Origin of the sequence: Streptomyces sp. NBC_00005, from assembly GCF_045160215.1 — a bacterium.
Classification (GTDB): domain Bacteria; phylum Actinomycetota; class Actinomycetes; order Streptomycetales; family Streptomycetaceae; genus Streptomyces.
On record NZ_CP108316.1, the window covers coordinates 2903035 to 2923822 of the forward strand.

Genomic DNA, 20788 nt, shown 5'->3' on the forward strand with positions numbered 1-20788 from the left:
TGACTTGGCGTCAGTTGACGTAGACCGTCGCGCCGTTGTCGGTCACCGGGGCGTACTTGGCGGTGAAGTAGCCGCTGCTGAAGCAGAGCGACGAGCCGGACGACTTGGTGAACTGCTGGTTGGTGAAGTTGATGCTGTTGTCGTCGTTGCTCGCCGTGCCGGTCAGGCTGGCGGCCTGGTAGACGCACGTGATGCTGCCCAGCAGGGTGGTCAGCTTGACCGTGGTCTGGATGGTGGAGCCGCTCGCCGGGGTCACGGTGAGGGTGCCGTCGGAGGCCACGGAGGTGGTGTACGGCAGGTTGTCGACCGTGATGCTGCTGACGCCGAGGACGCCGACGACGTTGCTGGAGCAGCTGCTGCTGTCGAAGGTCTGCGCGCTGACCGACTCGGTGGCCGTGCCCGGCGCGGCGGGGTTGTCGGTGACAGTGGCGGTGAACTCGGACGACGTGCACGTGACGCCACTGGTGCCGGTCGAGCTGGAGTAGAGGGTGGCGTTGGTGCCGCTGGCCAGCGGTGCGGTGAGGACGTCGCCGACCGCGACGGCGGTGCCGCCGGCCGAACCGGTGGTGAGGACGGAGGTGTCGGCCGCGGAGGCGGGGACGGCCGCGGGGATCGCGAGGGCGGCGACGGCGCCGACGAGGGTGATGAGGGTGCGAGTGCGCATGCGGGGGTCTCTTTTCTGATGTGTGGGGGCTGAAAGTGGCGTAGGGGGACGCGAGTCGGCGTCCGCCGTTGCCGGTCCGTGACGCCTTCTCCGTACGTGGCGGACCGGCAACGGCGACCGGCCGGTGACCGACCGAAGACCCGTGGGGAGGGCCGCCTGCCGAAACCGGGCGGGGAGAGGCGGGCCCGCACGGACCAGGGGGGAAGTGCCCGTGCGGGACCGTCGGGGGCGTGGGGGTTTCCGGGAACGCGGACGATGCCGCTCGGCGGGATCCGGCGCCACGGATCCGGGGGGAAAGCCAGGGGCAGTTCTAGACCTGAGTGTCAGTCAACGTCAAGGCGCGACAAGGGAGTTGACGATCGTTCAAGAGATGCACTCCAGCCCCGCGCGGCCACTGACGCACAGGTGAGGCACAATCGACACCCTTTTTCCACAACTCCCTTGACCCCTAAAAGTAACCACGGGTAACTTCCTCGACGGCTACTGCGGAGTACGAGAAAGCCCTTACGCCCGCCGGGAGTTGTGAGGAGGCGTGCGCCGCAGTCCGCTGTCCGCGCCAGGACAACGTGCCGCTGATGCCCAACCCGCAATGACTATGCACATGGGAGCAGAAATGGCCTCGTCCTCGGACGTCACCTCGTCCGCCGACCACACCCCGGGGAACCCGGAAAGCGGTTCCTCGCCCGACCCCGCCAGACGCGGGCGGGTCCGGCTGCGCCGCGCCGCCGTGATGGCCGTGCCCGCCGTCGCGGTCGCCGCCGGCCTCGCGATCATGACCGCCGAGGGGGCGCTGGGGGTGTCGTTCTCGATCTCCGGAATGCCCTTCACCGTCACCGCCAAGTCGCTCGACGGCACCGGATTCGAGCAGTTCGGCGACCTCGACAGCATGATCCCGAACAGCCCGAACGCGGGTGACACCGGCGGCCAGGTGCTGATCGTCACCTCCGCCATCAAGAACGCGACGCTGGACAGCCTGTGCCAGAGCGTCGACCTGGGCGGCACGAACCTGCTCATCAAGGCGGGCAGCGGCTCGTCGAAGGTCCAGGCGAGCGACCTGACCACCGACTCGACCGAGCTGTCGGGCGACGCGTCCTTCAACAACATCGAGATCGGCAACGACGCCAGCACGCTCACCAAGGCCGGGGTCAAGGGCAAGAAGGGCGTCTTCAGTCAGCAGGCCGACACGGTGCACATCGCCAACCTGCGGCAGACCAACTACGCGACCACCGCCGGGGTGTTCAAGCTTCCGGGCCTGAAACTCAGCTTCAGCGACTCGGGTTGCTGATGTCGGACACTCCGAAACAAGGCGCGCGGCCCGCTTTCCGTCAGTGGCGGGCCCGCCGTCCGTTCCCGGGCGGGCTGCTGCTCGCCCTGGGCGGGGCGGAGATCCTGCTCACCGAGAAGGCCTCGCTGAAGGTCATCATGCACATCGGCATGCAGGGCCTGACCGGCTACCTGCTGCCGGCCGTGATGCTGCTGTGCGGACTGCTGATCCTCTTCAGCCCCGCCCAGCGCCTGTTCTACTCGATCATGGGCGTCCTGGCCTCCCTGGGCACCTGGGTCACCTCGAACCTGGGCGGCTTCTTCATCGGCCTGCTCCTGGGAATCATCGGCAGCTGCCTCACCTTCGGCTGGCTGCCGGACCAGGAGCCGCGCATCGGCCGCCGGCAGCGCAAGAAGGAAGCGCAGACCGTGGAGACCGTACAAGAGGCCGTACAGCTGTAGTCACGCCTGCCCGGGCCGACCCGGCTCGCGACCGCGAAGCGCGGTCCGCGTCCGCCGGGTCGGCCGGCGGATGGACATCCACGGAGCGGGCCCCCTGAAGAAGCTGAACAATGTACGCATGCTGGACGACCTGGACCGTGCCCTGATCCACGCGCTGCACATCGACGGCCGCGCGCCGTTCAGCCGGATCGCCGTCGCGCTCGGTGTCTCGGCCCAGACGGTCGCCCGCCGTTACCGTCGGCTGCGTACGGAGGCCTCGTTGCGGGTCGTGGGGTTGGCGGACCCCCATCAGGCGGGGCAGACGCAGTGGATCGTCCGGCTCACCGCTGCGGCGAGTTCCGCTCAGGACCTGGCGCATGCGCTGGTGCGCCGGCCTGACACGTCGTGGGTGAAGCTCGCCTCCGGCGGTACGGAGATCGTGTCGATCATCCACACGCCCACGGACGCGGCCAACTCCCTTCTCCTGCGCGACATTCCACGCACCGGCAACATCACCGCGGTCTCCGCGCACCTCCTGCTGCACACCTACCTGGGCGGCCCGACGAACTGGCGCCGGAGCGCCGACACACTGGACGAGAGGCAGCAGCGCGTCCTGCGCGAGCACGAGGCGGACGACCGGCCGTATGTGCCGGTGCCACGCCAACTCTCCGAGCGGGACTGCGAGTTGCTGGTCGCCCTGCAGAGAGACGGACGGGCCACGCATGCCGAGCTCGCGCAGGCGACCGGCTGGTCCCCGGTCACCGTGGCGCGCCGGCTCGCGGATCTGCGGGCGGGCGGCGCGATCTTCTACGACGTCGAGGTCGACGCGGGCCACTTCGGCGCCAACACGCGGGCGCTGCTGTGGATGTCGGTGAGCCCGGCCCACCAGGAACACGTGGCGACGACGCTCGCGGACCACGACGAACTGGCCTTCGTCGCGGCCACCACCGGCCCCACCAACCTGGTCGCCCAGGCCCTCTGCCGCGACCCCGCCGACCTGCACCGCTATCTGGCCCGCCGCCTCGGCTCCCTGGACGCGATCCGCACACTGGAGACCAGCCCGGTCCTCCGGAACCTGAAGGCGGCGAGCCCGATCACGACGGACCTGTCCCGTACGCGGCGCTCCGCTTCGCCGACCCGCACGTGGATGTGACCCCGCCCGTGACTCTGACCCGCCCGTGACTGTGACCCGCCCTGGGGGCTCCGCCCCCAGACCCCCGTTTCGGCCTGAACGGCCTCGTCCTCAAACGCCGGACGGGCTCAAGGATTCAAGCCCCGGCCGGCGACAATTCAGCCCCTCCGGCGTTTGAGGAGCGGGGGTCCGGGGGCCGGCCCCCGGATCGGGACGGGAAGGGGCGGCGGGGGCGAAGAAGCCTCGGCTCAGGCCAACCCACCGTCAGCCTCATCGCCCATCATCCGGCTCGTCAGCAAGCTCACCCCCACCAACACCACCGCCCCCCAGAGCGCCACCTGAACCGCCCGCAGAGCCGACGCCCCGTCACCGACCCGCGCCTCGCCCAGGTACACGCTGCCGAGAATCGCGACCCCCAACGTGGCGCCCAACTGCTGGACCGCGTTGAGCAACCCCGCGGCCGAGCCGATCTCCTGCGGCCGCAGCGGCTTCAGGGCGATGGTGAAGAAGGCGGGGCTGAAGAGTCCCACGCCCAGCCCGACGACCCCCAGCGCGAACAGCAGCAGCGCGGGATAGGAGGTCGGATCCGCCGCGTGGTACACCGCGATGGCGGACAGCACACCCACCAACAGCGCCACGAGGCCGAGGGACATCATCCGACGCCCGTACCGCTTCACGAGGTGCGCGCCCGCGATCCAGGAGGCGACCGCCAGGCCCACCGACCACGGCGCCAGAGTCAGGCCTGCCTTCAACACGTCGGCACCCAGGCCGAGTTGCAGCTGAAGCACGATGACCGTCATCAGCCCGTTGGTGACGGCGAAGAACGACATGGACGTCAACAGCGCCGCGGGAAAGCCGCGGTGGGCGAACAGGCTCGGCTCCACCAGCGGGCTGCGCCCGGCGGCCGCCACCCGCCGCTGGTGCACCGCGAACACCGCCATCAGACACAGCCCGGCCGCGATGGACCCCCAGCTCCACCCCGACAGCGCGGAGAGGTCCGCACCGATCAGCGGACGGACCACGAGCCCGATCCCGGCCACGGCCAGCAACGTGCCGGTCAGATCGAGGGTGGGCCGCTTCGGCGCCCGGTTCTCCAGCAGCCTTGGAGAGAGCGCGAGCACGACGAGCGAGACGGGGACGTTCACCAGGAACGCCGCGCGCCACGAGGAACCGAACAGATCGGCATGGGTGAGCACACCGCCGAGCACCGGCCCGCACACGGCGGCCAGACCCATCACGGGACCGATGGTGCCGAGGGCCTTGGACATCTCGGGCCCGGCGAACATCGCCTTGATCAGACCGATGGTCTGGGGAATGATCACGGCCGCCGCCGCGCCCTGCACGACCCGGAAGCCGATCAGCAGCCCCACCGACGGCGCCACGGCGCACGCGGCGGACGCGAGCATGAACCCCGTGACGCCGATGACGAACAGCCGCTTGCGGCCGGCGATGTCCCCCAGCCGTCCACCGGTGATCAGCAGCACCGCGAACGGCAGGGTGTAGGCGGTCGTGAACCACTGGATGTCGGACACCGACCCGCCCAGATCCGCGTGGATGGCGGGCGCGGCGACCTGCACGATGGTCGCGTCCAGCAGGTTCATCGCCTCACCGAGCAGCAGGGCGGCGAGCGCCGCCCACCGCCATCGGTACGCCGTGGGAGTCGGCGTCAGCACACGCTCAGCAGTCATCGGGGGTCCTCTCCACCGTTGTCGACACGCCGGCCCGGCGCCCACCCCAGCACCCACACACGCACACGGGATCGGGACGCCCTGACCGACCACGGCTCAGCGTGGAGGCGGGCAGAGAGGGTCCTCCAGCCAGTGGCCCGGGATGGAGGATTCCTTCCATCGACGGCCGCTGCGGTGTCGATTTCCCACACGCCGCGGGCGCGGGGTCGTACGTGTGTCCCAGGCCTGAGCCGGTGACTGCTGTTGCTCAAGTGGTTTGCGCAGCCCGGGAGTTGAGGAAGCTAGTTGGGGAAGTCAGTTGTGGAGGTTTCCGGGAGATCGACGACGTGACGGGAGGGCCACCGTGCCCGAGGACAGCGCCCGGCCGACCGGCCGTACCACTGCAGCCGACAGCGGCTCCGCCGCGGACGGGACCGCGCACGCCGCGCGGATCTACGACTACATCCTGGGCGGCAAGGACTACTACCCGGCGGACCAGGAGGCCGGCGACGCCATGTGCCGGGAGTGGCCCGCCCTGCCGGTCCACATGCGGGCCAACCGCGACTGGATGAACCGCGCGGTGCGCTGGCTGGCCACGGAGGCGGGGGTACGCCAGTTCCTCGACATCGGCACCGGCATCCCCACCTCCCCGAACATCCACGAGATCGCCCAGTCGGCGACCCCGGCCGCCCGGGTCGTGTACGTCGACAACGACCCGCTGGTCCTCGCCCTCTCCAAGGGCCTGCTGAACAGCACGCCGGAGGGCAGGACGTCGTACGTCGAGGCGGACATGCGCGATCCGCAGGCCATCCTCGACAGCCCCGCCTTCCGCGACACCCTGGACACGGGGGAGCCGGTCGCCCTGACCGTCGTCGCGATCGTCCACTTCATGCTCGACGAGCACGACGCCGTCGGAATCGTCCGCCGCCTGCTCGAACCGCTCCCCGCGGGCAGCTATCTGGCGATGTCCATCGGCACGGCCGAGTTCGCGCCCGAGGAGGTCGGCCGGGTCGCCCGCGAGTACGCGGCCCGCGACATGCCGATGCGGCTGCGCACCCTCGCCGAGGCCGGGGAGTTCTTCGAGGGCCTCGAACTCGTCGAGCCGGGCATCGTCCAGGTCCACAAGTGGCATCCGGACGGCACGGACGGCGAGGTCATACGCGACGCGGACATCGCGATGTACGGGGCGGTGGCGCGTAAGCCGTAGACGTCCCCCCTGCTGGCCGGTATGCATCATCACGATGCGGCAGCGACAACTTACGCAATGTTGCTGATCACTTGACTACCGGCGGTCACACACGATTGGCTCCGGCCAGCGAGAGTCATCCGGACTGCGTACGACGAGTCGGACGTCGTCCGGGAGCTCCCTCTCGCTGTTCCTCTTGCTCGGCCGCACAGCGAGGTGCCGCACCCTCATGAACACTCCTCCCCCACCTCCCGTCCGCCGCAGACCCGTACGCGTCGCCGCCGCCCTGGCCGCGGCCGGCTGTCTGCTCGCGACCGGCTGCTCCGCATCCGGCGCACGGTCCGACTCCGCCACGGACTCACTCGGCAAGGCGGCCACCGGCCGTCTCAGGGTCGCCCTGGTCACGCACGCCTCGGAGGGCGACACCTTCTGGAACCTGGTGAAGAAGGGCGCCGAGGCGGCCGCCGCGAAGGACAACATCGACCTGACGTACGCCAGCGACCCCGACTCGGCGGCCCAGGCCGAGCTGGTGCGGGACGCGGTCAAACAGAAGGTCGACGGCATCGCGGTGACCCTCGCCAAGCCGCAGGCGATGCAGGGCCCGGTCGCCGCGGCCAAGGCGGCGGACATACCCGTGGTGGGCCTCAACTCCGGCATCGACTCCTGGCAGTCCGAGGGGGTCCTGGAGTTCTTCGGCCAGGACGAGAGCCTCGCCGGGCGGGCCGTCGGCGACAAGCTGGACGACCTCAAGGCCAAGCACGCCCTGTGTGTCATCCACGAGCGGGGCAACGTCGCCCTGGAGGCCCGCTGCGCCGGCGTGAAGAAGACCTTCGGGGGCGAGACCGAGAACCTCTACGTCGAGGGCACCGACGCGAACGCGACCGCCGCCGCGATCACCGCGAGGCTGCGGCAGGACCCGACGATCGACGAGGTGGTCACCCTGGGCGCCCCCTTCGCGCTCACCGCGGTGAAGTCGGTGAAGCAGTCGGGCAGCAAGGCCCACGTCGCCACCTTCGACCTCAACCAGGACCTGGTGAAGGCGGTCGAGAGCGGTGACGTGCAGTTCGCGGTGGATCAACAGCCGTATCTGCAGGGCTATCTCGCGGTGGACGCGCTGTGGCTGTACAGGACGAACGGCAACATCAGCGGGGGCGGGGTGTCCCCCGTGCTCACCGGGCCGGCGTTCGTGACCAAGGCGAACGTGGCCTCGGTCGCCAGGTTCGCGGCACGCGGCACGCGCTGATCCGCACGCCGCGCGACACTTCGTACGTCAATGTCTCGAGAGATTCGGAGACCTGTGGCACGTGCGGTCACTTGTACGGATAGCATCCTGTGCACCCCTTCTCTCCCCCGCTCACGGCCACCCCCGTGTTCTCCCGTCCGTTCCCCTCCGTTCCCCTCCATTCCCCTCCATTCCCCTCCATTCCCCTCCGCTCCGCTGATCGCCTAGGACGACGATGTCTCCACGGACCGGTGCCGGGCGCCGTCTCGGCTCCATACGTCTCTCCCTGATCCTGCTGGCCCTGGTGCCCAGCGTCACCCTCGCCGCCATGTGGGCGCTGACGACCACGCAGATCTTCGGCGAGGGGCTGCGGCTGCGCGGGCAGACCACGCTGAGCCGGTCGACCGGCGCGATGGGCACCGACGCGACGCTCGCGCTGCAGCGGGAGCGCAGCCTGTCGGCGGCCTGGCTGGCCTCGCCGCACGGCACCCGGGCCGCGCTGAACGCGCAGCGCAAGAAGACGGACAAGGCGGTCGCGAAGCTGGTCGGCCAGACCGACGCGATCAACAAGGCGCCCGCGCGCATCTCGGACCGGCTGTACTCGGTGCTCGGCTCGGTGGGCAGCCTGGAGTACTACCGGAGTCAGGTGGACGACCCCACGGACATCACCGCCGCGCAGGCGCTGGACCAGTACAGCTCGATCATCGACGACCAGATCCACGCCTTCCAGGAGCTCTCCCAGGTCGACGACGGCGACCTCACCTCGCAGGCCGGCCCGCTGGTCGCGCTGGAGCACGCGGCGGAGCTGGTCTCGCAGGAGGACGCGCAGCTCACCCTGGCCTGGCCGTCCGGAAAGCTGAGCGAGAAGGCGTGGGCCAACTTCGCAGAGCTGGTCGACACCCGGCGCTGGCTCGTCGAGGACCAGATCGTCCCCTCGCTGCAGGGCAGCGCGAAGACGCAGACCGAGCGGATCCTGCAGAGCCCCGAGTGGCAGACCCTCCAGGACGTCGAGGACCAGGTGCTCGCGGCCCGGGCGTCCGCCACCGCCGGGAAGGTCTCGCTGCCCGACGCGCGCAAGCAGTGGACGGCCGCGCTGAACACGGTCGGCGACCAGTACTCGCGGCTGATCGAGAACCAGACGTCCGGGCTGCTCGACCGCAGCGCCGACAAGGCCGACAGCCTGCTGCTGACCGCCGCCTCGCTCAGCGCGGGCGGACTGATCGCGCTGCTGCTGTGCGTGGGCATGTCCTGGCGGATCACCCGCTCCCTGTCCCGGCGCCTGCGCGGCCTGCGGGAGGCCACGCTGAGCCTGGCCGAGGAAAGGCTGCCGGACGTCGTGGCCCGCCTGGACCGGGGCGAGAAGGTCGACGCGGACCTGGCGACCCCGCCGCTGGACTACGGGCGGGACGAACTCGGCCAGGTGGCACGGGCGTTCAACAAGGCGCAGCGCACGGCGGTGCACACCGCGGTCGAACTCGCCGACACCCGGCGCGGCTTCCAGAAGGTCATCCTCGGCATCGCCCGGCAGAGCCAGAACCTGGTCAACCTGCAGCTCACCAAGCTCGACGCGCTGGAGCGCCGGCACTCCGACCCGGACGTCCTCAAGGGCCTGTACGAACTGGACTCCACGGCCAGCCAGTTGCGCCGCTACGAGGAGAACCTGGTCATCATCAGCGGCGAGCAGCCCAGGCGCAGCTGGCGGGAGCCGGTCGCGCTGATCGACATCCTGCGCAGCGCCGTCGGCGAGGTCGCCGAGTACCAGCGGGTCGAGGTGCACACCGACGAGGACGTGTATCTGGCGCCGCCCGCGGTGGCCGACGTGATCCACCTGCTGGCCGAGCTGATCGACAACGCGACCGTGTACTCGCCCGCGCCGGCCCCGGTCGGGGTGCGGGCCGCGCTGGTGGCCAAGGGCCTGGTGGTGGAGGTCGAGGACCGCGGCCTGGGCATGTCGGAGGAGGACTACGCCTCCTTCAACGCCCAGTTGGCGGTTCAGCCGCAGTTCGACGTGGTGGCGCTGGCCGACGATCTCCGGCTCGGCATGTTCGTGATCGCCCGGCTCGCCACCCGGCACGGCATCGCGGTGACGCTGCGCGCGTCGCCGTACGGCGGGACGACGGCGATCGTGCTGCTGCCGCACGAGATCGTCGTACGGGAGACGCCGGTCCCCTCCGACACCCCCGCTCCGGAGGAGCCGGACACGGTGGAAGAGCCCGTGGAGTCAGTACGCGAGCCACGCCCCGTCACCCCGGCACGCATCGTTCCGGCGTCCGCCGCCGGGCGATGGGGGTCCGCCCGCTCGAGCGAAGCCGAGAGTGGGGGAGGCAGAACTCCGCTCCCCCGCCGGGTGCCCCAGACCAGCCTTGCCGCCGAGCTGCGCGAGGAGTCCACGAGCGACGAACAGGACGGCCACGCCGAGGAGTTCACCGCGGAGCGGGCCGCCTCCTCGCTCGGCGGTTTCCAGCGCGGCACACTCCGGGCGCGTGACGACGACGCCGGGACGCAGTACGACCAGGAGGACGCCCCCGGAACTCGGGAACCGGGTGCACCCCTCCCCGCCGAAGGCACCACTGTCCCCTCGACTCCTCCCGCCGACCGCTGACGAAGGACCACCGCCATGACACACCCCACCCCCGCCACCCACACCCAGCTGGATCAGTTGCTGACCGGACTCGTGGAGCGGGTCGCCGAGGTGAACCACGCCGTCGTGCTCTCCGAGGACGGGCTGGTGGTCAGCAGATCCACCGGGTTCCTGCGCGACGACGCCGAGCGGCTGGCGGCGACCGCGTCCGGACTGATGAGCCTGAGCAAGGGCGTCAGCATGGACTTCCGCGGTGGGCCGGTGCGTCAGGCGCTCATCGAGATGGCGCACAGCTATCTGATCCTGACCTCGGCCGGCCCGGGCGCCCATCTCGTCGTCCTCACCAGCGCGGGCGCTGATGTCGGCGTGGTGGCGTACCAGATGAACATGCTGGTGAAGAAGATCGGCGAGCATCTCAGCGCGGCACCGCGGGCAGGCCTCGGCCCGACCGTCGAGTCCGGCGCGTGAGGTGGGCGGAGGCGACACGGACGGCCGCCTGGTACGGCTGTTCGCGCTGACCGGCGGACGGACCCGGCCCAGCCGCGCCGACTTCACGCTCATCACGACGGTGACCGCGGTGGACCCGCCGCCGACCTGGGCCACCCGGCAGCAGCCCGAGCACCAGCGCATCCTGCGCCGCTGCGCCGAGCCGATCGCCGTCGCCGAACTCGCCGCGCTGCTCGACCTCCCGGTCAGCGTGGTCGTGATCATGCTCTGCGATCTCCTGGAGGCGGGCCGCATCACCGCCCGCCCTCCGCACCCCGTCTCCTGCAAACCGGACCTGGACATGCTGCAGAAAGTGAGGGACGGCCTTGGCCGGCTCTGACGCCATCACCCGGGCGGCGCCCGACACGGTGAAGATCCTGATCGCCGGTGGGTTCGGCGTGGGCAAGACCACCATGGTCGGCTCGGTCAGCGAGATCGCGCCGCTGCGCACCGAGGAGCCGCTGACCGAGGCGGGCCTCGGCGTCGACGACCTCGACGGCATCGAGGAGAAGAAGGCCACCACCGTGGCACTGGACTTCGGCCGCATCACCATCAGCCGCGACCTGGTCCTCTACCTCTTCGGCACTCCCGGACAGCAGCGGTTCTGGTTCATGTGGAACGACCTCGCCCTGGGTGCCCTGGGCGCGGTCGTCCTCATCGACGTCCGCCGCCCGGAATCCAGCTTCGCCGCCATCGACTTCTTCGAACGCCGGAACATCCCCTTCGTCGTGGGAGTCAACGGCTTCTACGGCGACCATCCGTATCCGGCGGACGAGATCCGCGACGCCCTCGCGCTTGAGGACCACGTCAAGGTGTTGCTGTGCGACGCGCGTGAGCGGGCGTCGTCCCGGGACGTACTGATCGCGCTGATCGACCAGTTGATCGCGTCGGCGGTCCGGTCGAACGGGACCGGGCGGCTCACTCGTCCGGGCCGGTGAGGGGTTCGGTCGAGGGCGCGACGATCCGGGCGGTGAGATCGGGCTCCGGCATGTCCCGGTCGAAGGGGAACATGGGGCGGCGGATGCGGTGGTGGCCGAGCCTCGTCAGGTCCTGGTCGACGCCGCCGGGGGTCAGGGCCATCTTCCAGTCCGCGGACATCGTGTAGAGCTCCGGCTCCAGGTAGCCGATCTTGACGATCACGATGTCCGCCGCGCGGGGGGTCAACTCCAGTGCGGTGAAGTCGTGTTCGTGGTGGTACGGCTTGCGCAGCCGGGTCAGGATCACGTGCACGCTTCCCACCCGCAGCACCACCTCGACCTCGGCGTCGACGTCGCCGTGCCGGATCGAGTGGACCACGCCGGTCATGGTGAGCGGTCCGGCGTCCCGGTCGTCGACCTCCGCGCCCGCCGTGACGGTGACCGTCGCACCGACGCCGGCCTTCTCCGCGGCCTCGACGGCGGCCGGTCCCGGCAGGGAGGCGTAGACGACGGTCGGGCCCGAGGGGTCCGCGAACTCCGGGCGGGCCAGGATGCGTTCGAGGCTCCAGGTGACGTCGCCCGCGCCGCCCGCGGTCGGGTTGTCGCCGGTGTCGCTGATGAAGTAGGGGCGGACGGTGGAGGCCAGCGCCTCGTCGAGGCAGTCGTCCAGGGTCCCGGTCGGTGCGACGAAGTCGAAGTCGTGGCGGGCCGTCCAGAAGCCGCGGGCGAGGTGCTCCGCGCCCGCCTTCACGACGTCCGGGGAGGCTCCCGTGACCACCACCGCCGCCCGGTTGCGGGGCTCGTCCGCCCACGCGTAGCCGACCCAGATCGCGGCGTCGGTGACACCGGGCAGCGCCTCCACGTCCTCGACCGCCGCGTACACGCTCTTCGCGGGCTCGATACGGGTCGAGGTCTGCTCCCCGGCCAGCAGCACCGGCACCGGGATCCAGGCCTTGACCGGGCGGGGCGCCCCGCTCGCCAGCAGGTCGACGAGATTGCGGGCGGCCCGCTCCTTGCTGTCCATGGCGTCCTCGTGCGGGGCCATGCGGTAGCAGGTGATCAGGTCGCTGCGGTGGACCAGTTCGCGCGAGACGTTGCCGTGCAGGTCCATGGAGGTCGACACGAGCACGTCCGGACCGACGACCTCCCGGATCCGCGCCAGCAGCTCCACCTCCGCGTCGTCCACTCCCTCCACGGTCATCGCGCCGTGGATGTCGTACCAGAGGCCGTCGAGCGGCCCCAACTCCCCCAGCCGGTCGAGGAGTTCGGCGGACAGTTCGGCGTACGCGGCCGCCGTCACCATGCCGCCCGGCTGTGCCTTGCCGACCAGGGCGCCGCGCCAGTCGGCGGCCTCGCGCAGCGGCGCGCCCGGGTCGAGGAACGGGTAGCGGGTGAGGACGTCGGCGCCGCGCCGGGGATGGAACGCGGGGATCTGGGTGCGGGCCGGGGAGAACGTCGACGACTCGATGCCGAGTCCGGCGACGGCGATGACGGGAAGGGACGACGACACGGGGCTGCTCCTCCGAAGCGCGGCGGGATGTCAGGGGTGGTGGTTGCCGGTGGCCGCGTGCAGCGCGTGCGCCAGCGCCCGCTGCAGTGCGAACTGGCCCGCGCCGACCAGGCCGGCGTCCGCGCCGAGGCTGGCCCGCTCGATCACCAGATGCTCGGTCACCAGCGGATGGCAGCCCTCGTAGAGCTGGCTGCGTACGGCGGCGACGAACGGCTCCAGCGTGGAGAGGATGCCGCCGAGGTACACGGCGTCGGGGTTGAAGAAGTTGACGTTGGCGGCCAGTACCTGGCCGAGGTAGCGGCCGGCCTGGCGGACGGCGCGGGTGGCCTCGGGGTCGGCGTCGGAGGCGAGGCGTACGACGTCCTCGGTGGACGTCACCCGCAGGCCGCGCTCGCGCAGGATGCGGACGAGGGCCGCTCCCGAGGCGACCGTCTCCAGGCACCCCGTGTTGCCGCAGGAACAGGGGGTGTCGTGCGCGGCCTCGACGCGGACGTGGGTGATCTCGCCGGCGGCGCCGGTGCCGCCCCGGTAGAGACGTCCGTCGGCGATGACGCCGGCACCGATCCCGGAGCCCGCCTTCACCATGATCGACTGGCGGTGCTCGACGGGCCGGACGCTGTGCTCGCCGACGGCCATGCAGTTGGCGTCGTTCTCGATGGCGACCGGAACAGCGAACCGTTCCTCCAGCCAGGCCCGTACGGGGAACCGGTTCCAGCCCGGCATGCGCGCGGGCAGCGTCACCAGGCCCGGCTCGACGTCGACCGGTCCCGGCAGACAGAGGCCGACGCCGCGCAACAGCTGCGTGCCGTGGCGCTCGGCGAGGGCCGCGAGCGTCTCCGCCAGTCCCGGCAGGGCCGCCTCGGGCCCGTCCGCCGTCGCAAAGGGCACGGTCGACACGTCGGTGAGACCGCCGCCCGGCAGCACCACACCCACGTGCGCGTGCTTGCCGCCGAGTTCGGCCGCCACCGCGAATCCGTCGCTCCCGCCCAGCCGCAGCACCTTGCGCGGCCGGCCGCCCGCGGACGACACCGTCCCCTCCTCGGCGACCAGCCCGTGCTCGAGGAGCTGGCTCACGGTGAAGGAGATCGTCGAGGGCGCGGCACCGAGCAGCCCGGCGATCTCGGTGCGCGACGTCGCCTGCCCGGAGGCGAGGAGTTCGAGGACGCGCTCGGCCAGCGAGGAGACACCGGGGCCGTTCTTGCGACGCGGCGGACTTTTTTCAGTCATGGACGAAGTAACTTCCGTCGACGGCGTTCGGAGCGACGAGCGTATGCCTCCGGCGTGCTCTCCGCGCTTTCTCCAGAACGGCAGTAACAGACTTTTTACAGCGGGACGCCTGTTTCTTCGGACACCGGGGTCGTTGACTGTCCTCACCCCCGCCTCAGTCCCTTTTCTCCGAGGAGCACCATGTCCCCTGCCCGCACGAGACTCCTGGCCGCCGGCGTCACCCTTTCCGCAGGCACGCTGCTGCTCGCGGGCTGCTCCGGGACGAGCGGCACGTCGTCCGCGTCCAAGAACTCGATCAACTACGCGCTGCCCGCGAACTTCACGCCGAACTGGATCCTGCCGATCGGCACGGCCGCCCACCTCAACACCAACAACATCTCCATAGCGAACACGCTGTGGGAGCCGCTCATCGCCTACGACGGCTCCACCGGCAAGATCGCCTGGAACAAGGCCGGTTCCATCGCCACGGCCGCGGACTTCGCCGCCGACAACAAGAGCGTGAAGATCACGCTGGGCGACCGCCACTGGAGCGACGGAAAGCCGATCACCTCCGGCGACGTCAAGTTCTGGTTCGACCTGATCAAGGCGAACAAGTCGCAGTGGGCGGGCTACAACCCCGGCAAGGCGCCCGACAACTGGACGTCCTTCAAGACCGACGACGACCGCCACTTCACGATCACCTTCGACAAGGCCTACAACCCGCAGTGGATGCTGGCCAACGAGCTCAGCCTCATCAACCCGCTGCCCCAGCACGCCTGGGACAAGGCCGGCAGCCCGAACGCGGCGTGGACGTACCTCAACAACGCGGCCAAGAACATCGGGAGTTACGACAAGAACGCCCTGTGGAAGACCATCAGCGGCCCGTACGCGGTGAAGTCCTTCTCGACGGCGGGCAAGGTCGTCCTGACCGCCAACAAGAAGTACGACGGCGGCGAGAAGCCCGGCATCCCCACGGTGAACCTGCTCCCCTTCACCACGGCGGACGCCGAGAAGAACGCGCTGCGCTCGGGCTCCGTCGACTACGGCTACATCGAGGCGACCGACCTCGACCAGAAGGCGAGCTTCACCGGGCAGGGCTACGCGGTGAAGCCGTGGTCCGGCTGGGCGATCACCTACATGCCGTACAACTTCAACAACCCGGCCATGGGCGCCGTGTTCAAGCAGCTCTACGCCCGCCAGGCCGTCCAGCGGTCGATCGACCAGACGAGCCTCGCGAAGGTCGTCTTCAACGGGACGGCGGTCCCCGGCTACGGGCCCGTTCCGCAGGCCCAGACCTCGGACTTCGTCTCGCAGACGCAGAAGGACGACCCGTACCCGTTCTCGACGAGCGCGGCCAAGTCCCTGCTCACCAGCCATGGTTGGACGGCGCAGGGCGGGGTGATGACCTGCACGAGCCCGGGCACTGGAGAAAGTCAGTGCGGTGACGGCGTCGCCAAGGGCACGAAGTTCCAGATGCAGGTGCTGTCGCAGTCCGGCTCGACGGTCACCGACAACATGATGAGCGCGATCCAGTCGTCGCTGGCGAAGACCGGCATCAAGTTCTCGATCAAGACCGCGCCCGTCAACTCGGTGCTGTCGCAGACCCCGCCGTGCACCGCGAGCCAGTCGATCTGCAAGTGGCAGCTGTCCTTCTTCGGCACGGCCGGCAGCTGGTACTTCAACGCCTTCCCGACCGGCGACTCGCTCTTCCAGACCAAGGGCGGCTCGAACTTCGGCAACTACTCCGACGCCGCGGTCGACAAGCTCATCTCGGCCTCCACGACGTCGAGCTCGACCCAGGCGGTCCAGGACTACAGCGCGGCCCTCGCCAAGGACCTGCCGGTGATCTGGCTGCCGGAGCCCGTCTACCAGATCTCGGTCATGAAGAAGGGCCTGGGCGGTTTCTCCCAGGACTCCCTCGCCAACTTCCATCCCGCGCAGTGGAAGTGGACCAGCTGAGGCATGGACACTCTCGTCTATCTGGCCCGGCGGGTGGCCCAGGCACTCGTGGTGATCCTCATCGTCACGGTCGTGGTCTTCTGCCTGCTGCACGCGCTGCCCGGGGGTCCCGCACGCGGGATCCTCGGCCCGCAGGCGACGGCCCAGCAGATCGCCGCGTTCAACCACGAACAGGGCCTGGACCGCCCGCTGCCGGTCCAGTACGTCTACTACCTCAACACCCTGCTCCACGGCGACCTCGGCACCTCGTACACCCTCAACGAGGCCGTCTCCCAGCTGATCGGGCAGCGCCTCCCGAAGACCCTGGTGCTGACGGTCCTGTCCGCCCTCGTCGGAATGCTCCTCGCGATCCCGCTCGGCATGTGGCAGGCGGTGCGCCGCAACAAGCCGGCGGACTACGCGATCACGACGCTGAGCTTCGTCGCGTACTCGACGCCGGTGTACTTCCTGGGCCTGATCCTGGTGCTGGTCTTCACCCAGACCCTGCGCTGGTTCCCCTCCCAGGCACCCCAGGGGGACACCGTGGCCCAGGTGTTCGCGGACCCGGCCGCGCTCGTCCTGCCGGTGGTCACGGGCGCCGCTTCCATGGTGGCCGTCTTCAGCCGGTACATGCGGGCCGCGACCCTGGAGAACCTCTCCGAGGACTACGTCCGCACCGCCCGGGCGGGTGGTTCACGGCAGGGGGCGATCCTCTTCAGGCACGTGTTCCGCAACTCGCTCACGCCCGTGATCGCGATGCTCGGCTACTACGTGCCCGTGCTTTTCGGCGGTGCGCTCGTCGTCGAGCAGCTCTTCAACTACCCGGGGATGGGGCTGCTGTTCTGGAGTGCGGCGCAGTCCTCCGACTATCCGGTGCTGCTCGGCTGCGTCCTCGTCATCTCCGTCGCGACGGTCGTGGGCACGCTGCTCGCCGACGTCGTCCAGCGGATCGTCGATCCCCGAGTGAAGGCGGGCCGGACATGAGCGCCGTACTGCAGACCACCCCGACGGCGGAACCGGTCGCGGGCTACCGTCTGTCGCTGCGCCGGTTCGCCCGCAACCGGCTCGCGATCGCCGGACTCGCGGTGGTCGTCCTCTTCCTCCTCTTCTGCTTCGTCGGCCCGCTCCTGTACTCCACCGACCAGACCCACACCGACCTCACGCAGGTCAACCTCGGTCCCGGCGGGGCCCATTGGCTGGGTACGGACGCCGTGGGGCACGACGAGCTCGGGCGGCTCATGTACGGCGGGCGGGTCTCGCTGCTCGTCGGGCTCGCGGCCGGCGTCCTCGCGACCGTGATCGGCACGCTGTGGGGCGCGGTGGCGGGCTATGCGGGCGGCTGGGTGGACGCGGTGATGATGCGGGTCGTCGACGCCGGGATCGCCATCCCCGCGCTGTTCATCCTGCTGGTCGTCTCCGCGATCACCACCCCGGACACCCTCGGGCTGATCGTCGTCCTCGGGCTGGTGTCCTGGCTGGTCCCGTCCCGGCTGGTGCGGGCGGAGACGCTCACCCTCAAGAGCCGCGACTACGTGCTGACGCTGCGCGCGACCGGCGGCACGCACGGCCGCGCGATCACCCGGCACATCCTGCCGAACTCGGTGTCGACGATCGTCGTCGCGGCCACCTTCCAGGTCGCCGACGCGATCCTGCTCGTCGCGTACGTCTCGTATCTGGGCCTCGGTGTGCAGCCGCCGAAGACCGACTGGGGCGGCATGCTGTCCGCCGGTCTGACGGCGGCGTACTCGGGACGCTGGTGGCTGATCGTTCCGCCGGGCCTCGCGATCATCCTCGTCGTGTGCGCGTTCAACGCGATCGGCGACGGGCTGCGCGACGCATTCGATGTGAGGGGGCGCGGGTGAACACCGCGGAGAACATTCTGGAGATCGAGGATCTCGGGGTCACGTTCACGACCGACACCGGCGACGTCCCCGCGGTATGTGACATAGCACTGCACGTGCGGCCCGGTGAGACGCTGGCGCTGGTCGGCGAGTCCGGCTCCGGCAAGTCCACGGTGGCCCTGGCCGCGATGGGCCTGCTGCCGGGCAACGCCCGCGCGTCGGGCCGGGTGAGGGTCGCCGGCACCGAGGTCGTCGGCGCCGGCGAGGCCGAACTCGCCCGCCTGCGCGGCCGTACGGCCTCCATGGTCTTCCAGGAACCGGCCACCGCCCTGGACCCGCTCACCCGCGTCGGCGCGCAGATAGCCGAAGTCATACGGAACCACCGATCCGTCTCGCGGGCCGAAGCCGCACGTGAAGCGGTCGAACTCCTGCGCAGGGTCGGCATTCCGGAGCCGGAGCGGCGGGCGTCGGCGTTTCCCTTCCAGCTGTCGGGCGGGCAGCGGCAGCGGGTCGTCATCGCGATGGCGATCGCCAACTCGCCCCGGCTGCTGATCGCGGACGAGCCGACGACCGCGCTCGACGTCACCGTGCAGGCCGAGATCCTTGACCTGCTGCGGGAGTTGGCGGCCGACTCCGGTACGGGCGTGCTGCTGGTGACCCACAACATGGGCGTGGTCGCCGACTTCGCCGACCGGGTCGCCGTGATGCTGCGCGGCGAGGTCGTGGAGACGGGGCCGGTGGAGGAGGTGCTGTTGCGGCCGGGGCACGCGTACACGCGGCGACTGCTGGCGGCGGTGCCTCGGCTGGTGGTCGACGGGTCGGCAGGTGAGGGGCCGGTGGATGACGGGCCGTTGGGTGACAGCACTCCCCCGGCCGAAGTGGGACCGGTGGTCCAACTCCGGGACGTCTCCGTGCACTTCGGGCGTGGCCGCCGTACCGTACGCGCCCTTCAGGAGGTGTCGCTCACGGTCCACCCCGGTGAGACCGTCGGCCTCGTGGGCGAGTCCGGCTCCGGCAAGTCGACGGCGGCCCGGGTCGCGCTGGGCCTGGTCCCGTCGGCCGCGGGGACGGTGTCGCTGTTCGGCGCCGACCTCGGGCGGACGCGCGGTCGTGCGCGGCGTGCCCTGCTGTCCGGCGTGGGCCTGGTGCTGCAGGACCCGGTGGCCTCGCTGGACGCCCGGATGAGCGTCGGGGAGTGCGTCGCCGAACCACTGCGGATGCACCGTCGGGGCCTGTCGGCGGCCGAGCGGCGCGCCCGGGTCGCGGAGGTGCTCGAACTGGTGCGGCTGCCCAGGGAGTTGGCGGGCCGCGGGCCACGCGAGCTGTCCGGGGGCCAGCGGCAGCGGGTCAGTCTCGCTCGCGCTCTGGTCCTCGAACCGCGGCTGCTGGTCGCGGACGAGCCGACGAGTGCGCTCGACGTGAGCGTGCAGCAGACGGTGCTGGAGGTGATCGCCGAGTTGCAGGGCGAGCTCGGGTTCGCGTGCCTGTTCGTGTCGCACGACCTCGCGGTCGTCCAGCAGTTCGCCCAGCGGGTCGTCGTCATGCGGGCGGGGCGCGTCGAGGAAGAGGGACCGACCATGACCACCCTGCTGCGCCCCGAGACCGCGTACACGCGCCGGCTCATCGCGTCCGTGCCCGTACCGGATCCGGTGGTGCAACGGCGGCGGCGCGCCCAGGACCGGACGGGGGCCACCGCGTGAGGCGTGCTCCCGAGGCGGTCGCGGGCGTCGACATCGGCGGCACGACCACCCAAGTCGCCCTGTGCGCACAGGACTTGACCATCATCGACCGACTGGAGGTGCCGACCCCCGCGGCCGAGGGCGGGGCGGCCATGGTGGGCGCCGCACTGGACGGCGTACGACGCCTGCTCGACCGTACGCCCGCACGGCTGCTCGGAGTCGGGGTCGGGGCGGCCGGGTTGGTGGACGCGCGGGCCGGGCGGATCCTGGTGGCGAGCGACTCCTTCCGCGACTGGGCCGGGTTCGAGGTGACCTCGGAGCTCGAACGGGCCCTGGGCGTACCGGCGTTCCTCGACAACGACGTCAACGCGTTCCTGCGCGGCGAGGCGGCGGCCGGTGCCGTCGCGGGCGAACCGCACGTGCTCGGCATGACACTGGGCACCGGGGTCGGCGGAGCACTGTGGCTGGACGGCGCCCTGTACGACGGCCCGCACGGCGCGGCCGGCGAGATCGGACACGTCCCCGGCTTCGGTGAACTGCCGTGCACCTGCGGCGGCCGCGGCCACCTGGAGACCCTGGCGTCCGGCCGCTCGATCGCCGCCCGTTACCGCGAACGCACCGGCCGGTCCGTCAGCGCCCGCCGTGTGGCCGAATCGGCGTCCCTGGGCGACGTGGACGCGCTCGCCGTGTACGAGGCCGCCGGCGCCGGAGTGGCCCGCGCGATCCTGATCACGGCGGGCCTGCTGGACGTCACCACTTTTGTGATCGGCGGGGGTGTCAGCCGGTCCTGGTCGCTCGTGGAGCCGTCGATCCAGCGGACGCTGGCCGCCGAACCGCCGGTCGGCGGACATCCGGTCCGCGTGCTGCCGGCCGGTCTCGGCGGCGACGCGGTGCCGATCGGGGCGGCGGCGCGGGCACGGGCGGAGCTCGATCCACACCGGCACTCCACGGGCAACGGACAAGTGAACGACGGAAACCGGCCAAGCACGACCGTGTGATTGACGCACACGTGTCACTTCTCTACCTTCTGATCGATTTACCGAACTCCGTTCGAT

At 70.6% G+C, this 20788-nt stretch carries 18 protein-coding genes; 14 read left to right on the forward strand and 4 right to left on the reverse strand.

Annotated features, from left to right (window positions below):
• Positions 1-10: 10 nt before the first annotated feature.
• Positions 11-664, reverse strand: a complete 654-nt coding sequence (locus tag OG303_RS13585) for a Tat pathway signal sequence domain protein (RefSeq protein WP_405868238.1) — start codon at positions 662-664, stop codon at positions 11-13.
• A 613-nt stretch (positions 665-1277) separates the two neighbouring features.
• On the opposite strand from OG303_RS13585, the gene OG303_RS13590 reads away from it, so the two are divergent.
• The 3 genes from OG303_RS13590 (at position 1278) to OG303_RS13600 (ending at position 3521) form a co-directional block, all read left to right on the forward strand.
• Positions 1278-1949 carry a DUF6230 family protein gene (locus OG303_RS13590; protein ID WP_405868240.1) on the forward strand — a complete coding sequence of 224 codons (672 nt, stop codon included), beginning with the start codon at positions 1278-1280 and terminating at the stop codon, positions 1947-1949.
• On the forward strand, positions 1949-2389 hold the full coding sequence (locus OG303_RS13595) for a DUF6114 domain-containing protein (protein WP_405868242.1): 441 nt from the start codon (positions 1949-1951) through the stop codon (positions 2387-2389). Before OG303_RS13590 ends, OG303_RS13595 begins: the two co-directional genes overlap by 1 nt.
• 118 nt (positions 2390-2507) lie before the next feature.
• A complete protein-coding gene (locus OG303_RS13600; protein WP_405868244.1) occupies positions 2508-3521 on the forward strand; it encodes an Lrp/AsnC family transcriptional regulator in 1014 nt (337 codons plus the stop codon).
• A 227-nt stretch (positions 3522-3748) separates the two neighbouring features.
• Here the strand turns inward: OG303_RS13600 and OG303_RS13605 are convergent, their stop codons facing one another.
• Complete coding sequence (locus tag OG303_RS13605; RefSeq protein ID WP_405868246.1) at positions 3749-5188, reverse strand: MFS transporter; 1440 nt, start codon at positions 5186-5188, stop codon at positions 3749-3751.
• Positions 5189-5531: 343 nt separating this feature from the next.
• Between OG303_RS13605 and OG303_RS13610 the strand changes: the two genes are divergently transcribed.
• From OG303_RS13610 to OG303_RS13635, 6 genes are all read left to right on the forward strand, one after another.
• Entirely contained in the window at positions 5532-6374 is an 843-nt protein-coding gene (locus tag OG303_RS13610) for an SAM-dependent methyltransferase (protein ID WP_405868248.1), read from the forward strand.
• A gap of 208 nt (positions 6375-6582) precedes the next feature.
• On the forward strand, positions 6583-7596 hold the full coding sequence (locus OG303_RS13615) for a substrate-binding domain-containing protein (protein WP_405868250.1): 1014 nt from the start codon (positions 6583-6585) through the stop codon (positions 7594-7596).
• A gap of 214 nt (positions 7597-7810) precedes the next feature.
• Complete coding sequence (locus OG303_RS13620; RefSeq protein ID WP_405868252.1) at positions 7811-10177, forward strand: nitrate- and nitrite sensing domain-containing protein; 2367 nt, start codon at positions 7811-7813, stop codon at positions 10175-10177.
• A gap of 15 nt (positions 10178-10192) precedes the next feature.
• Positions 10193-10624: a roadblock/LC7 domain-containing protein gene (locus tag OG303_RS13625; RefSeq protein ID WP_405868254.1), complete on the forward strand. Its 432-nt coding sequence runs from the start codon at positions 10193-10195 to the stop codon at positions 10622-10624.
• 1 nt (position 10625) lies between these two features.
• Positions 10626-10982 (forward strand): DUF742 domain-containing protein, encoded by a 357-nt coding sequence (locus tag OG303_RS13630; protein ID WP_405868256.1) that lies wholly within the window; start codon positions 10626-10628, stop codon positions 10980-10982.
• Positions 10969-11580: a GTP-binding protein gene (locus tag OG303_RS13635; RefSeq protein WP_405868258.1), complete on the forward strand. Its 612-nt coding sequence runs from the start codon at positions 10969-10971 to the stop codon at positions 11578-11580. Before OG303_RS13630 ends, OG303_RS13635 begins: the two co-directional genes overlap by 14 nt.
• On the opposite strand, the gene OG303_RS13640 is transcribed toward OG303_RS13635, so the two are convergent.
• Entirely contained in the window at positions 11561-13069 is a 1509-nt protein-coding gene (locus OG303_RS13640) for a M81 family metallopeptidase (RefSeq protein WP_405868260.1), read from the reverse strand. The genes OG303_RS13635 and OG303_RS13640 overlap by 20 nt on opposite strands.
• A 30-nt stretch (positions 13070-13099) precedes the next feature.
• Positions 13100-14296 (reverse strand): ROK family protein, encoded by a 1197-nt coding sequence (locus tag OG303_RS13645; RefSeq protein ID WP_405868262.1) that lies wholly within the window; start codon positions 14294-14296, stop codon positions 13100-13102.
• 180 nt (positions 14297-14476) lie between these two features.
• Here OG303_RS13645 and OG303_RS13650 point away from each other — a divergent pair, with 180 nt between their 5' ends.
• Genes OG303_RS13650 through OG303_RS13670 form a run of 5 tightly spaced genes read left to right on the forward strand, consistent with a single transcriptional unit; the run spans position 14477 to position 20731 of the window.
• Positions 14477-16234, forward strand: coding sequence for a peptide ABC transporter substrate-binding protein (locus OG303_RS13650; protein WP_405868264.1), 1758 nt, complete (start codon positions 14477-14479; stop codon positions 16232-16234).
• A 3-nt stretch (positions 16235-16237) separates the two neighbouring features.
• Entirely contained in the window at positions 16238-17197 is a 960-nt protein-coding gene (locus OG303_RS13655; protein ID WP_405868266.1) for an ABC transporter permease, read from the forward strand.
• Positions 17194-18075: an ABC transporter permease gene (locus OG303_RS13660; protein ID WP_405868268.1), complete on the forward strand. Its 882-nt coding sequence runs from the start codon at positions 17194-17196 to the stop codon at positions 18073-18075. Before OG303_RS13655 ends, OG303_RS13660 begins: the two co-directional genes overlap by 4 nt.
• A complete protein-coding gene (locus tag OG303_RS13665) occupies positions 18072-19754 on the forward strand; it encodes a dipeptide ABC transporter ATP-binding protein (RefSeq protein WP_405868270.1) in 1683 nt (560 codons plus the stop codon). The genes OG303_RS13660 and OG303_RS13665 overlap by 4 nt, the downstream gene beginning before the upstream one ends.
• Positions 19751-20731, forward strand: a complete 981-nt coding sequence (locus OG303_RS13670) for an ROK family protein (protein ID WP_405868272.1) — start codon at positions 19751-19753, stop codon at positions 20729-20731. The genes OG303_RS13665 and OG303_RS13670 overlap by 4 nt, the downstream gene beginning before the upstream one ends.
• Positions 20732-20788: the final 57 nt, after the last annotated feature.

Coding starts and splice junctions, on each gene's coding strand:
- OG303_RS13660 (WP_405868268.1), top strand. CDS start 17,194: ATGAGCGCCGTACTGCAGACCACCCCGACGGCGGAACCGGTCGCGGGC.
- OG303_RS13615 (WP_405868250.1), top strand. CDS start 6,583: ATGAACACTCCTCCCCCACCTCCCGTCCGCCGCAGACCCGTACGCGTC.
- OG303_RS13625 (WP_405868254.1), top strand. CDS start 10,193: ATGACACACCCCACCCCCGCCACCCACACCCAGCTGGATCAGTTGCTG.
- OG303_RS13650 (WP_405868264.1), top strand. CDS start 14,477: ATGTCCCCTGCCCGCACGAGACTCCTGGCCGCCGGCGTCACCCTTTCC.
- OG303_RS13655 (WP_405868266.1), top strand. CDS start 16,238: ATGGACACTCTCGTCTATCTGGCCCGGCGGGTGGCCCAGGCACTCGTG.
- OG303_RS13605 (WP_405868246.1), bottom strand. CDS start 5,188: ATGACTGCTGAGCGTGTGCTGACGCCGACTCCCACGGCGTACCGATGG.
- OG303_RS13590 (WP_405868240.1), top strand. CDS start 1,278: ATGGCCTCGTCCTCGGACGTCACCTCGTCCGCCGACCACACCCCGGGG.
- OG303_RS13595 (WP_405868242.1), top strand. CDS start 1,949: ATGTCGGACACTCCGAAACAAGGCGCGCGGCCCGCTTTCCGTCAGTGG.
- OG303_RS13645 (WP_405868262.1), bottom strand. CDS start 14,296: ATGACTGAAAAAAGTCCGCCGCGTCGCAAGAACGGCCCCGGTGTCTCC.
- OG303_RS13585 (WP_405868238.1), bottom strand. CDS start 664: ATGCGCACTCGCACCCTCATCACCCTCGTCGGCGCCGTCGCCGCCCTC.
- OG303_RS13600 (WP_405868244.1), top strand. CDS start 2,508: ATGCTGGACGACCTGGACCGTGCCCTGATCCACGCGCTGCACATCGAC.
- OG303_RS13620 (WP_405868252.1), top strand. CDS start 7,811: ATGTCTCCACGGACCGGTGCCGGGCGCCGTCTCGGCTCCATACGTCTC.